Origin of the sequence: Roseovarius sp. SCSIO 43702 (genome assembly GCF_019599045.1) — a bacterium.
In the GTDB taxonomy this organism is placed as follows: domain Bacteria; phylum Pseudomonadota; class Alphaproteobacteria; order Rhodobacterales; family Rhodobacteraceae; genus Roseovarius.
On record NZ_CP080623.1, the window covers coordinates 2,750,080 to 2,762,715 of the forward strand.

A 12,636-nucleotide genomic window follows, 5' to 3' on the forward strand; every position below is an offset into this window, starting at 1 on the left:
ACGTCAATCGACCTTTATGGTGCCGCTCGACCTTCCTCGACCGGGCGCCACACCCCCGTGACCACAGGACAGAAACGATGACCAGCACAGACCAGGAATTCACCACCATCCGCGAGATGTGCGACACGTTCGACGTGACGCCGCGCACCTTGCGTTTCTACGAACAGAAAGAGCTTCTCGCGCCGCGCCGCGAGGGACAGAAGCGCCTTTTCACGCGCCGCGACCGCGCCCGGCTCAAGCTCATCCTGCGTGGCAAGCGCTTCGGCTTCAGTCTCGAGGAGATTCGTCAGCTTCTCGATCTCTACGATACGGGCGATCAGCAATATACCCAGATGAAAGAGACGCTCGCCGTGGCCTCCGAACGCCTCGCGGCGATGCAGGCGCAGCGCGACGAGCTCGATCAGGCCATCGACGATCTGCGCGAACAGATGGATTGGGTGCGCAATATCCTGCGCTCCATCGAGCCGGCCACGAAGGCCGCGGAATAATCAAGACCGACAGAGGACAAGACGCCATGCCCCGCTACACCGCCCCCGTCAAAGACATGCAATTCATTCTTCACGACATGCTTGACGTGTCATCGGACAAGACGCCGGGCTATGGCGAGCTCGATCGCGATTTCACGTCCGCCGTGCTCGACGAGGCGGGCAAGCTGGCCTCCGAGGTCCTGTCCCCGCTCAACGTCGTCGGCGACACCGAGGGGTGCCACCTCGAGAACGGCGTCGTGCGCACGCCCACGGGCTTCAAGGCGGCCTTCGACCAGGTGCGCGAGGGCGGCTGGACCGCGCTCGACCTGCCCGAGGAGTTCGGCGGACAGAACATGCCGTATATCCTCGCCACCGCGGTGGGCGAGATGTTCTCGGGCGCCAACCAGGCCTTCACCATGTACCAGGGCCTGACCCACGGCGCGGCCTCGGCGATCCTCGCCCATGGCACCGATGACCAGAAACAGACCTACCTGCCCAACATGGCCTCCTGCGAATGGACCGGCACCATGAACCTGACCGAGCCGCATTGCGGCACCGACCTCGGCCTCATGCGCACCAAGGCCGAGCCGCAGGATGACGGCAGCTACGCGATCACCGGGCAGAAGATCTTCATCTCGTCGGGCGAACATGACATGGCCGACAACATCATCCACCTCGTGCTGGCCAAGATCCCCGGCGGCCCCGAGGGCATCAAGGGCGTCTCGCTCTTCATCGTGCCGAAGTTCCTCGTGAACGACGATGGCAGCCTCGGCGAGCGCAACGGCGTCTCCTGCGGCAAGATCGAGGAGAAGATGGGCATCCACGGCAACTCGACCTGCGTGATGAACTACGACGGCGCCAAGGGCTGGCTCCTGGGCGAGGAGCACAAGGGCATGCGCGCCATGTTCACCATGATGAACGAGGCCCGCATCGGCGTCGGGATGCAGGGCGTGGCCCAGGCCGAGGTCGCCTACCAGAACGCGCTCGACTACGCCAAGGACCGGCTCCAGGGGCGTGCCGTCACCGGCGCCGAGAATCCCGACGGCCCCGCCGACCCGCTCATCGTGCATCCCGACATCCGCCGCAGCCTCATGGACCAGAAGAGCTTTGCCGAGGGCGCGCGCGCCTTCCTGCTCTGGGGCTCGCAGCTCATCGACCGGGCCCATCGCGGCGGCGACGAGGACGCGCATGGCATGATTTCCCTGCTCACCCCCGTCATCAAGGGCTTCCTTACCGACGAGGGCTACGACATGACCGTGCAGGCCCAGCAGATCTATGGCGGTCACGGCTATATCGAGGAATGGGGCATGTCGCAGTTCACCCGCGACGCCCGCATCGCCATGATCTACGAGGGCGCGAACGGTGTGCAGGCGCTCGACCTCGTGGGCCGCAAGCTCGCCCAGGACGGCGGCAAGCACGTCATGGCCTTCTTCGACATGGTCAAGACCTTCTGCAAGGAGAATGACGGCGAGCCCATGGCCGACTTCGTGGAACCGCTCAAATCCGCGTCCAAGGATCTTCAGGCGGCCGGCATGTTCTTCATGCAGAACGGCATGAAGAACCCCAACGCGGCACTTGCGGGCTCGACCGACTTCATGCACCTCTTCGGCCATGTCTGCCTCGGCCTCATGTGGGCGCATATGGCGAAAGCGGCGCAGGCGGCACTGGCCCGCGGTGACGGCGACGCCGATTTCCTCGAGGCCAAGCTCGCCACCGCGCGCTACTACATGACCCGCCGCCTGCCCGCCACGAAGATGCATCTCGCGCGCATCGAAAGCGGGGCGGACCCGGTGATGACCCTCGCCGCGGAGCAGTTCTGACGGCATGATGGGCAGAAGACCCATCCGACGCGTCCGGCGGGCAGATGTCCAGCCGGGCGCCCGGGATGGGAAGGACGCATACCTCACGCGAAGGACCGGACCATGCCGAAACGCTTCCGCCTGACCCGCCGCTTCAACGCCGCGATGACCGAGGACGGCTATCGCCGGCTCAAACGCTTCGCGCAGGAGGCGGGCCTCGACGAGGGCGAGGCGCTCTCGTTCCTCTTCGAGAATTTCGACAGCGTGATCGACGAGGACACGTTCGGCCACCGCCTGCGCATCTTCAATTCGGAACTCGAGGCGCGCAAGCGATGATCCCGGGCGCGTGCGGCATGGGGCGGGACCGCCTTCGGCGAGAGTATTCGGGGCAAGATGAAGGGGCGCGCGTCCACCCCGCCCCGGGCACGGGCCTCATGGCACCGGTCTCGGGAGCGGGGCTTCACCTTGCACGCCCATCGGCTCTCCAGCCTGTGACGCACGGCCAGATTGGCACGTCAGCGTTAACGAGAGATGAACGCGCCCCTTCATCTTGCGGAAAATACTCCACGGGGGTGCGGGGGTGTGAAACCCCCGCCTTCGACGGTGCATCCCGCGCACAGAGAGGAAACTAGGACCATGACCACCCGACTTCACTGCTTCGGCGAATCCGGCAATGCCTACAAGGCCGCGCTCGCGCTCGAACTGTCGGGTCTCGACTGGGAGCCCGTCCACGTGGATTTCTTCGGCGGCGCCTCGCGCACCGAGGAGTTCCGCGCGCTCAATGTCATGGGCGAGGTGCCGGTCATGGTCGACGGCGACGTGACGCTGACCCAGTCGGGCGTGATCCAGCTCTATGTCACCGAAAAGACCGGCCGCTTCGGCGGCGCCACCCCCGAGGAGGCGCGCGAGGTGATGCGCTGGATGTTCTGGGACAACCACAAGCTCTCCAGCCAGGCCGGCATGACGCGCTTCCTGATGAATTTCCTGCACGAGGAGAAGCGGCCCCGGGATGTGATCGGTTTCATGCAGGGCCGCCTCAAGGCCGCCTACCAGACCCTCGACACGCATCTCGCGGACCGCGACTGGATCGTGGGCGAGGACGTGACCAATGCCGACCTCTCCTGCTGCGGCTACCTCTTCTACCCCGAGCCCTTCGGCTTCGACCGCGCGGACTGGCCCGAGATCGACCGGTGGCTTTCGAACATCGAAGGCCTGCCCGGCTGGAAACACCCCTATGACCTGATGCCCGGCAGCCCCGCTGACCGTGCCTGAAGAAGGAGACGAGTAACATGACCGACGCCTATATCTACGACGCCGTGCGCACCCCGCGTGGCAAGGGCCGCAAGGACGGTGCGCTGCACGAAGTGACCGCCGTGAAACTGTCGACCGAGGTGCTGAACGCATTGAAGGACCGCAACGGACTCGAGGGCCACGCGGTCGAGGACGTGATCTGGGGCAACGTGACCCAGGTGAAGGAACAGGGCGGCTGCCTCGCGCGGACCGCCGTGCTGGCCTCCGATCTCGACGAGAGCATTCCGGGCCTCGCCATCAACCGCTTCTGCGCGTCCGGCATGGAGGCCGTGAACCTCGCCGCGAACCAGGTGATGGGCGGCGCGGGCGACGGCTATATCGCGGGCGGGGTCGAGATGATGGGCCGCGTGCCCATGGGCTCAGACGGGGCGGCCATCGCCGTCGATCCCTCCGTCGCGATGGAGACCTATTTCGTCCCCCAGGGCATCTCGGCGGACATCATCGCCACGGAATACGGCTTCACCCGCGATCAGGCCGACGCCCTCGCGGTCGAATCCCAGAAACGCGCCAAGGCGGCCTGGGATGACAAGCGGTTCGACAAGTCGATCATCGCGGTGAAGGACCAGAACGGCCTGACGATCCTCGATCACGACGAATACATGCGCCCCGGCACCGACATGCAGGCGCTTGGCTCCCTCAACCCCAGCTTTCAGCAGATGGGCGAGGTCATGCCGGGCTTCGACGCGGTCGCCAAGCTGAAATACCCGCATCTCGAGAAGATCAATCACATCCACCACGCCGGCAACTCCTCGGGCATCGTTGACGGCTCGGCCGGTGTGCTGATCGGGTCCAGGGCGTTCGGCGAGAAATGGGGCCTGAAGCCCCGTGCGCGCATCCGCCAGACCTGCAAGATCGGCACCGATCCGACGATCATGCTCACCGGCCCGGTGCCCGCGACGCAGAAGATCCTTGCCGATTCCGGCATGAAGATCGGCGATATCGACCTCTTCGAGGTGAACGAGGCATTCGCATCCGTGGTCCTGCGCTTCATGCAGGCCTTCGACGTCGATCCCGACGTGGTCAACGTGAACGGCGGCTCGATCGCCATGGGCCACCCGCTGGGTGCGACGGGGGCGATCATCATCGGCACGCTGCTGGACGAATTGGAGCGCACCGACAAGGAAACCGGCCTCGCCACGCTTTGCATCGCGTCCGGCATGGGCGCGGCCACGATCATCGAGCGGGTGTGATGTCTGCAGCCCTCCTCCCACGATATGCCCCCCTCCCTGACCCTCCCCACGAGGGGGAGGGAACGGACAGGGCGCAACCGTGCCGCGCAACCCTCCCCTCCCCCTCGTGGGGAGGGGCCGGGGGTGGGGGGCCGCTGCAATGACCGGGATCACGCCGGAAACCCGCGCCCGCGCGAAGGCACTCCGCCGCGACATGACGTCTGCGGAAAGAACCGTCTGGCGCGGCCTGCGCGATCTCAACCGCGCCTTCGGCTTCCACTTCCGCAGGCAAGCTCCAATCGGCCCCTATATCGCCGATTTCGCCGACTATTCCGCGCGGCTGGTGATCGAGATCGACGGCGGACAGCATGATGCGGAACAGGACGCACCGCGCACCGACTGGCTGACCGGCGAAGGCTTCCACGTCCTGCGCGTCTGGAACAGCGACGTGACCGACAACACCGAGGGCGTGCTGGCACGCATCCTCGAGACACGACTGGAAAGGGAAACGACATGACCGATTTCACCATGAAAACCGGCGCCGACGGCGTCGCCATCATCACCTGGGACACCCCCGGCAAGTCGATGAACGTCATGAGCATGGAGGCCTGGCCCCAGCTTGACGCGCTCATCGACGAGGCGCTCTCGGATGACGCCGTCAAGGGCATCGTCATCACCTCCGGCAAGGACGGCTCCTTCGCCGGCGGCATGGATCTCAACGTCATCGCCAAGATGAAGGAAAGCGCGGGTGACAATCCCGCCCAGGGCCTCATGGACGGCCTCATGGGCGCCCACGCCATCCTGCGCAAGATCGAGCGCGGCGGCATGGACGACAAGAACAAGGGCGGCAAACCCATCGCCTGCGCGCTCCCGGGCACCGCGCTCGGAATCGGGTTCGAGATCCCGCTCGCCTGCCACCGCATCTTCGCCGCCGACAACCCCAAGGCCAAGATCGGCCTGCCCGAGATCATGGTCGGCATCTTTCCCGGCATGGGCGGAACCACGCGACTTACCCGGTTGCTGGGCGCGATGGCGGCCTCGCCCTTCCTGCTCGAGGGCAAGCTCTCGGACCCGAAGAAGGCCAAGCAGGCCGGCCTCATTCACGAGGTCGTTCCGGCGGATGAGTTGATCGACAAGGCCCGCGAATGGGTTCTCTCGGAGCCTTCGATCGTCAAGCCGTGGGACGAAAAGGGCTACAAGATGCCCGGGGGCGAGCCCTACCACCCGGCCGGGTTCATGACCTTCGTGGGCGCCTCGGCCATGGTCAACGGCAAGACGCAGGGCGCCTTCCCGGCGGCCAAGGCGCTCTTGTCGGCGGTCTACGAAGGCGCGCTCGTGCCCTTCGACACCGCGCTCAGGATCGAGGCGCGCTGGTTCACCAACGTGCTGATGAACCCGTCCTCAAGCGCGATGATCCGCTCTCTCTTCATCAACAAGGAGGCGCTGGAGAAAGGTGCGAACCGCCCCGACGTGCCGGACCAGCGGGTGAAGAAGGTGGGCGTCATGGGCGCGGGCATGATGGGCGCGGGCATCGCGCTCGTCTCGGCCATGGCGGGGATGGAGGTCGTGCTCATCGACCAGAAGCAGGAGGCGGCCGACCGCGGCAAATCCTACACAGCCCAGTACATGGACAAGGGCATCAAGCGCGGAAAGGCGACCGAGGAGAAGAAGGCCGACACTCTGAACCGCATCACCGCGACCACCGACTACAGCGCGCTCAAGGGCGCGGACCTCATCGTCGAGGCGGTGTTCGAGGATGTGGGCGTCAAGGCCGAGGTCACGAAAGAGGTGCTGAAACACGTCGGGAAGGACTGCATCTTCGCCACCAACACCTCGACCCTGCCGATCACCGAACTGGCCAAGGCCAGCGACAACCCCGAGCAGTTCATCGGCATCCACTTCTTCAGCCCCGTGGAAAAGATGATGCTGGTCGAGATCATCAAGGGACAGAAGACCGGCCCCCGCGCCGTGGCCAAGGCGCTCGACTACGTGCGCCAGATCCGCAAGACGCCCATCGTGGTGAACGACGCGCGGTTCTTCTACTGCAACCGCTGCATCATCCCCTATATCAACGAGGGCCTCCGCATGGTGGGCGAGGGCGTGGCCCCTGCCCTCATCGACAACGCCGCGCGGCAGCTGGGCTTCCCGGTGGGGCCGCTGCAACTGGTGGACGAGACCTCGATCGACCTCGGCGCCAAGATCGCCCGCGCCACGAAACAGGCGATGGGCGACGACTACCCCGACGAGGCGGTGGACGAGATCATCTTCTGGATGGAAGGCGAAGGCCGGCTGGGCCGCAAGTCGAACGCGGGCTTCTTCGACTATGACGAGAAGGGCAAGCGCCTCGGCTACTGGGAAGGTCTGGCCGAGAAATACCCCCATGCCGAGGAGCAGCCCGACCTCATCGAGGTGCAGCATCGCCTGATGTTCGCACAGGTGCTCGAGGCCGTGCGCGCGCTCGAGGAAGGCGTGCTCGAGGACATCCGCGAGGGTGACGTGGGCGCGATCCTGGCGTGGGGCTTCGCGCCCTGGTCGGGCGGGCCATTCTCGTGGCTCGACATCATCGGCGCACCCTATGCCGCCGAACGCTGCGATGAGCTGACGAAGGCGTTCGGCGCGCGCTTCAGCACACCCGACCTCCTGCGCGAGATGGCCGAGAAGGGGCAAGACTTCTACGACCGCTTCGACCAGCAGAAATCGGCGGCCTGACCTCCGCCACGCGCGCGCTCCGGCCACCTGCGACCGGGGCGCGCGACCCTTGTTTTCCCCGCTTGAACAACCCTGCCCCCGGTGGCTAATGTCGCGCAGTCATCGCGCCTAACCGGAGCGTCCGAGGTGAACAGGAAACACTCAGCCCCCGAGACCGGGCCGCTTCACACCCTGCTTTTCGATCACGCGCCCAACGCCTACCTGGTGCTCGATCCCGATCTGGTGATCGTGGGGGCCAACCGGCGGTATTGCGAGATGACGGGCCACGCCGTCGAGGATCTCGTCGGGAAGTTCCTCTTCGACGTCTTCCCCGAGGATCCGGACGACGCGGACTCCGATGGCGGCGGCGCGATCGAAAGATCCCTCGACCGGGTCCGCGAAACGATGGAGACCGACGACCTTGGCGTCGCGCGCTACGACATCCGCGACATGTCGAACCCCGACAAGGGATATGCCGTGCGCTATTGGCAACTGAGCCACATTCCCATCGTCGAGGATGGCCGGCTGATCGCGATCCTCCAGGACGGGCGTGACGTGACCGAGGATCACCTCAACCAGCGCAACCAGTCGATCAAGCTTCGCCTCGCCGCCAAGATCTCAGGCGTGGGCTATGGCGAGTTCGATTTCGCAACCGGCCTCGCCACCGTGTCGAGCGAGGTCGCCACGCTCTTCGGCTTCGACGAGGGGGAAACGACGCACCCGATCAAGGAATTCTTCGACCGCATCCACCCGCAGGATGTGGACCGCGTGCAATTCGCCATCGCCAAGGCCACGTCGGAGAGCGGGAACAACCTGCCGCTCAACGTGGACTACCGGATCCAGCTGCCGGGCGGAGCGATACGCTGGGTCAACACCCGCGGCGAGATACTCGTCAGCGCCGGGCAGCCGACCCGCTTCATCGGCGCGACCATCGACCTCACCAGGTCGAAGGAACGCGAACTCCTCCTCGAGGAAACGCTGGAGGAACGAAACAGGCTGCTGGAGCAAAAGGAAATCCTTCTCGGCGACGTCAATCACCGCGTCAAGAACAGCCTGCAACTCGTCTCGAGCATCCTGCGGATCGAGGCCGGCTCTGCCAGGGGCGCCGATCTCAAGGCGCATCTCAACCGCGCCGCCATGCGGGTGCAGGCCGTGAGCTCGGTGCATGAGCTGATCTATCGCTCCTCGCAGGTCTCACATGTGGAGATCGAGGATTACATTCCCCAACTGGCCGAGTTCCTCGAAGAGGGGCTGTCGGCCCGAAGCCGCAACATCCGCATCTCCGCGCGCGCCGCACCGCTGCGCCTGCCCACCGATCTCGCCATCTCGCTCGCGCTCCTGATCAACGAACTCGTGACCAATGCGGTCAAACATGCCTTCGCCGGGCGGGAACAAGGCCAGATCGAAATCGTTGTCTCCGCTGAAGAGGGTCGCCTCTCGGTCCGGGTCTCGGATGACGGCACCGGGAACACGGCCGCCCCCGGCAGTGACGGCCTCGGAACCCGCATCATCGCGGGCATCGTTGATCAGATAGGTGGAACCATGACGGCGGAAAATGCGAAGACCGGCTATCGGGTCGCCATCGTGGCTCCCCTGCCCCCGGCGTGAGCCTCGATATCCTCATAGTCGAGGATGAATTCCTCATCGCGCTCGACCTGCAGATGGAGGTCGAGGCGCTGGGCCATGTTGTCCTGGGGCCCGCTCGCGATGGCGAGTCCGCGCGGGCCGTCCTTTCCGAGACACGTCCCGACATGGCCTTCATGGATATCCGCCTTGCCGGCGGCGACAGCGGGATCGACGTCGCGAAATGGCTCTACGACACGCACGGCGTGCGCTGCATCTTCATGAGCGGCAATCTCGATCAGCAGGTCATGGACGCGGCCGCCGAGTTCGAGCCCTACGGCTTCCTCGGGAAACCGGTCTTCATGAACCAGGTCGGCCCGCTTCTAGACTACGTCCAGACCACGATCGACGCGCGCTGAGCTTCCGCCCTACGCCGCCGGTTGCCGAAGCGGCGCCTCACCCGGCGCCATCGCCGCGATGACGTCGCGCGCCAAGGTGTCGGGCAGCACTTCGTATCCCCCGTCATTCGCGTCGAAATCGAGGAAATCGCGCGACGCCGCGCACAGGTAGAGGGCGCCCGACTTCGAAAAGACGACCTCCTCGGACGCGAAGCGCAACACCACGCTGGTGACGCGCCCGTCGATGGGCGATCGCTCGACACCGGGAACATCGGCCAGCGCGCGCGCGGGAATGACGACGAAGGCATCGCCATAGAGCATCTCGGCCTCGTCGCTTTCCACCATCAATGCCTGGCCGGGCAGCAGGCGCACCGGCGCGTCGTTGCCGATCATCTCGGCGGGCACGTCCACGGCCCAGAAATCACGGGGGCAATGCGCCTCCCCGGTCCAGACCACTTGCCGGTCCACCCGCGTCACCTCCTGCATCCCGTTGTCGAAGGTCAGCACCCGGTCGCCCGGCTCCAGCGTCTCGACCCGCCGCCAGCCGCGCGGCGTGGCGACAAGTGTGCCCGCGATGATCCCGGACGTGAGATGCAGCGCCCCGCCCGTATCCTGCCGTTTTTCGCGTATCCTCTCGCGCGCGCCACTGAGCGCCGTCTTGCGTCCGAACATCGTCCTCATCCCCTCGTGGTGTCGGCTTTCGCGCCGGTTTTTCTTGAGCAGCCGGAGAATCATTCGGCGCGATTCGAGACCCTCCAAGGTCTGAATTGGGGCAAGTTTCCGGCATTGATGCGTCAGACGGGACAATGCCGGTCAAATTTTAGTCAAAGTTTCCCGAAACGTCGTCAAACCCGTATCCGAAGCGCGCGATATCCCCGGCGCATATCCGGGCCAGCCGCGCCGCGTCCGCATCGCTGTAATAGACGCGATGATCCCGCTGCCGGTCGGACGCGTTGGCCTCAGGCAGCGTCAGGTCGAACCCCAGGTGCGCCTCGAACGGCGCCACGTCTTGCGCGAAATGTTCCAGCCGCACGAAAAGATCGCACCGCTCCACGCCCCCGGCGGTGGTCACGTAACGGCCGTAGGGGTTCGCGGCGAAGCTGGCTTCGGTCTGCGGGTGGTGCAGGAATTCCGAAAAGGTCAGCCGTTGCGCCAGCGCGACGGCGGGATGCGCAAAGCCCTGCCCACGCAGCCAATGGTAATAGCTTACCATCCGGTCCCAAGGGTTGCGCACCATCGTGACGACGAAGGCCTCCGCGATCGTCTCGTCGCTCACCAGTCCCGGAATGTCGTCGAGGCGCGAATGTTTCCAGAGCCGCCCCCGCGCCGTCACCCCCTCGATCCGGCGTCGCCGCCTGCGCGCCTTGGGCGTGTCGCCGATCAGGAGGTCGTCGCGCATCGCCCGCGCCTCGAGCGCGAGGGCAAGCGAGGTGCCCCCGGTCTTGGGTATATGCACGAAGATATAGCGGCGGCCGGGCGAGACGATCATGTTCCGACCCTATGGCGAAACAGCGGCCGAAACCATCGTCCCGGCAATCGGCAATTTGACGACCCCGAGAAACGCAATAAGCTCGGAAAGCCGCGACGGAATCAGGGAGGGCACGATGGGCTGGATGAAGGACGAAACCGGGCTCGACCGCTGCAAGGCGAATTTCGTGCCGCTCACACCCCTGTCGCACCTGCGCCGCGCCGCCCATGTGTTTCCCGATTACGAGGCGCTGGTCTACGGCAAGACCCGCCTCACCTACCGCGCCTACCACGAACGCTGCACGCGGCTGGCCTCCGCACTGGCGGGCCTCGGGATCGGGCCGGGCGACGTGGTGGCCACTCTCATCCCCAACCTGCCCACCCATGCCGAGGCGCATTTCGGCGTGCCGGCCTGCGGCGCGGTGCTCAACACGATCAACACCCGGCTCGAGGCCGACACCGTCTCCTACATCTTCACCCATGGCGAGGCGAAGGCGGTCCTGGTCGATCCGCAGTTCCTTCCCCTCGCCGAGGCGGCGATCGGGGCGATGGAGGGCGACGGCCCCCGCATCATCGAGGTTCCCGACCCCGAGGCGGGTCTCACGGTCAGCGGACGGCACGAGGATTACGAGCGGTTGCTCGCCGAGGCCGACCCCGAGTTCGACTGGATCATGCCCGAGGACGAATGGGAAAGCCTCGCGCTCAACTACACGTCCGGCACGACCGGGCGGCCCAAGGGCGTGGTCTATCACCACCGCGGCGCCTATCTCATGACCATGGGCACCGCCGTCACCTGGCCCGTGCCGCGCCACGCGCGCTACCTCTCTCTCGTGCCGCTCTTTCACTGCAACAACTGGAACCACACGTGGCTGATGCCGATGCTGGGCGGGACCGTGGTCTGCTGCCGGGACGTGACCGCGGCCAATATCTACAACGCCATCGCGGACGAGGGCGTGACCCACATGGCCGGCGCGCCCATCGTGCTCAACATGATCGTGAACGCCAAGGAAGGCGACCGCCGCCCCTTCGACCACCGCGTGCAGACCTTCACCGCCGGCGCCCCCCCGCCCGCCGCCACGCTCGCCGCGATCGAGCCGCTGGGCTTCGACGTCTGCCAGGTCTACGGCCTCACGGAAACCTACGGCCACGTCACGGAATGCATGTGGCACGAGGCTTGGGACAAGGAAGACGACGAAACCCGCTACGCGATCAAGGCGCGCACCGGCATCCTCATGCCCATGATGGAGGAGATCACCTCGATGGATCCCGAGACCATGGAGCAGATCCCCATGGACGGCGAAACCCAGGGCGAGATCATGATCCGCGGCAACTCGGTGATGAAGGGCTATCTCAAGAACCCCGACGCCACGCGCGAGGCCTTCAGGGGCGGCTATTTCCACTCCGGCGACATCGCCTACCAGACCCCGGACGGCTACCTGAAGATCGCCGACCGGGCCAAGGACATCATCATCTCGGGCGGCGAGAACATCTCTTCGATCGAGGTCGAGAACGCGCTCGCCCGCCACCCCGCCGTTTCGCTCTGCGCCGTGGTCGCCAAGCCCGACGAGAAATGGGGCGAGGTGCCCTGTGCCTTCGTGGAACTGAAGGAGGGCGCCGAGGTGGACGAGGCCACGCTCATCGCCTTCACGCGCGAACGCCTGGCCGGGTTCAAGACGCCCAAGCGCGTGGTGTTCGAGGAGCTGCCCAAGACCTCGACCGGCAAGATCCAGAAATTCGAACTTCGCAAGAAGGCGGCCGAGATCTGATCGGCCCT

General features: G+C 65.6%; 12 protein-coding genes. 10 read left to right on the plus strand and 2 right to left on the minus strand.

Features of this window, described 5'->3' with window-relative positions; genetic code table 11:
- Nucleotides 1-77: 77 nt before the first annotated feature.
- The 9 genes from K1T73_RS13655 (at nucleotide 78) to K1T73_RS13695 (ending at nucleotide 9,416) form a co-directional block, all read left to right on the plus strand.
- The gene (locus K1T73_RS13655; protein ID WP_220601227.1) at nucleotides 78-488 is read left to right on the plus strand and encodes a MerR family DNA-binding transcriptional regulator; all 411 of its coding nucleotides are present in this window, start codon (nucleotides 78-80) and stop codon (nucleotides 486-488) included.
- 26 nt (nucleotides 489-514) lie between these two features.
- Entirely contained in the window at nucleotides 515-2,287 is a 1,773-nt protein-coding gene (locus K1T73_RS13660) for an acyl-CoA dehydrogenase C-terminal domain-containing protein (RefSeq protein WP_220601228.1), read from the plus strand.
- 102 nt (nucleotides 2,288-2,389) lie between these two features.
- A complete protein-coding gene (locus K1T73_RS13665; protein ID WP_220601229.1) occupies nucleotides 2,390-2,602 on the plus strand; it encodes a hypothetical protein in 213 nt (70 codons plus the stop codon).
- Between the two features lie 300 nt (nucleotides 2,603-2,902).
- Complete coding sequence (locus K1T73_RS13670; RefSeq protein ID WP_220601230.1) at nucleotides 2,903-3,538, plus strand: glutathione S-transferase family protein; 636 nt, start codon at nucleotides 2,903-2,905, stop codon at nucleotides 3,536-3,538.
- Nucleotides 3,539-3,555: 17 nt separating this feature from the next.
- Nucleotides 3,556-4,767 (plus strand): acetyl-CoA C-acetyltransferase, encoded by a 1,212-nt coding sequence (locus tag K1T73_RS13675; protein WP_220601231.1) that lies wholly within the window; start codon nucleotides 3,556-3,558, stop codon nucleotides 4,765-4,767.
- Nucleotides 4,768-4,906: 139 nt separating this feature from the next.
- On the plus strand, nucleotides 4,907-5,263 hold the full coding sequence (locus tag K1T73_RS13680; protein ID WP_220601232.1) for an endonuclease domain-containing protein: 357 nt from the start codon (nucleotides 4,907-4,909) through the stop codon (nucleotides 5,261-5,263).
- Entirely contained in the window at nucleotides 5,260-7,455 is a 2,196-nt protein-coding gene (locus K1T73_RS13685; protein ID WP_220601233.1) for a 3-hydroxyacyl-CoA dehydrogenase NAD-binding domain-containing protein, read from the plus strand. Before K1T73_RS13680 ends, K1T73_RS13685 begins: the two co-directional genes overlap by 4 nt.
- Before the next feature lie 126 nt (nucleotides 7,456-7,581).
- The gene (locus tag K1T73_RS13690; protein ID WP_220601234.1) at nucleotides 7,582-9,042 is read left to right on the plus strand and encodes a sensor histidine kinase; all 1,461 of its coding nucleotides are present in this window, start codon (nucleotides 7,582-7,584) and stop codon (nucleotides 9,040-9,042) included.
- Nucleotides 9,039-9,416: a response regulator gene (locus K1T73_RS13695; protein ID WP_220601235.1), complete on the plus strand. Its 378-nt coding sequence runs from the start codon at nucleotides 9,039-9,041 to the stop codon at nucleotides 9,414-9,416. Before K1T73_RS13690 ends, K1T73_RS13695 begins: the two co-directional genes overlap by 4 nt.
- Nucleotides 9,417-9,425: 9 nt before the next feature.
- On the opposite strand, the gene K1T73_RS13700 is transcribed toward K1T73_RS13695, so the two are convergent.
- Together K1T73_RS13700 and K1T73_RS13705 are read right to left on the minus strand one after the other, a co-directional pair.
- Nucleotides 9,426-10,067: a Hint domain-containing protein gene (locus K1T73_RS13700; protein ID WP_220601236.1), complete on the minus strand. Its 642-nt coding sequence runs from the start codon at nucleotides 10,065-10,067 to the stop codon at nucleotides 9,426-9,428.
- A gap of 148 nt (nucleotides 10,068-10,215) precedes the next feature.
- The gene (locus tag K1T73_RS13705) at nucleotides 10,216-10,884 is read right to left on the minus strand and encodes a sulfotransferase family 2 domain-containing protein (protein WP_220601237.1); all 669 of its coding nucleotides are present in this window, start codon (nucleotides 10,882-10,884) and stop codon (nucleotides 10,216-10,218) included.
- 115 nt (nucleotides 10,885-10,999) lie between these two features.
- Here K1T73_RS13705 and K1T73_RS13710 point away from each other — a divergent pair, with 115 nt between their 5' ends.
- Complete coding sequence (locus K1T73_RS13710) at nucleotides 11,000-12,628, plus strand: AMP-binding protein (protein WP_220601238.1); 1,629 nt, start codon at nucleotides 11,000-11,002, stop codon at nucleotides 12,626-12,628.
- Nucleotides 12,629-12,636: the final 8 nt, after the last annotated feature.

Bases quoted from the DNA above. Each gene is read 5' to 3' on its own strand.
- K1T73_RS13685 (WP_220601233.1), top strand. From the start codon at position 5,260: ATGACCGATTTCACCATGAAAACCGGCGCCGACGGCGTCGCCATCATC.
- K1T73_RS13710 (WP_220601238.1), top strand. From the start codon at position 11,000: ATGGGCTGGATGAAGGACGAAACCGGGCTCGACCGCTGCAAGGCGAAT.
- K1T73_RS13655 (WP_220601227.1), top strand. From the start codon at position 78: ATGACCAGCACAGACCAGGAATTCACCACCATCCGCGAGATGTGCGAC.
- K1T73_RS13665 (WP_220601229.1), top strand. From the start codon at position 2,390: ATGCCGAAACGCTTCCGCCTGACCCGCCGCTTCAACGCCGCGATGACC.
- K1T73_RS13675 (WP_220601231.1), top strand. From the start codon at position 3,556: ATGACCGACGCCTATATCTACGACGCCGTGCGCACCCCGCGTGGCAAG.
- K1T73_RS13670 (WP_220601230.1), top strand. From the start codon at position 2,903: ATGACCACCCGACTTCACTGCTTCGGCGAATCCGGCAATGCCTACAAG.
- K1T73_RS13700 (WP_220601236.1), bottom strand. From the start codon at position 10,067: ATGTTCGGACGCAAGACGGCGCTCAGTGGCGCGCGCGAGAGGATACGC.
- K1T73_RS13680 (WP_220601232.1), top strand. From the start codon at position 4,907: ATGACCGGGATCACGCCGGAAACCCGCGCCCGCGCGAAGGCACTCCGC.
- K1T73_RS13660 (WP_220601228.1), top strand. From the start codon at position 515: ATGCCCCGCTACACCGCCCCCGTCAAAGACATGCAATTCATTCTTCAC.
- K1T73_RS13705 (WP_220601237.1), bottom strand. From the start codon at position 10,884: ATGATCGTCTCGCCCGGCCGCCGCTATATCTTCGTGCATATACCCAAG.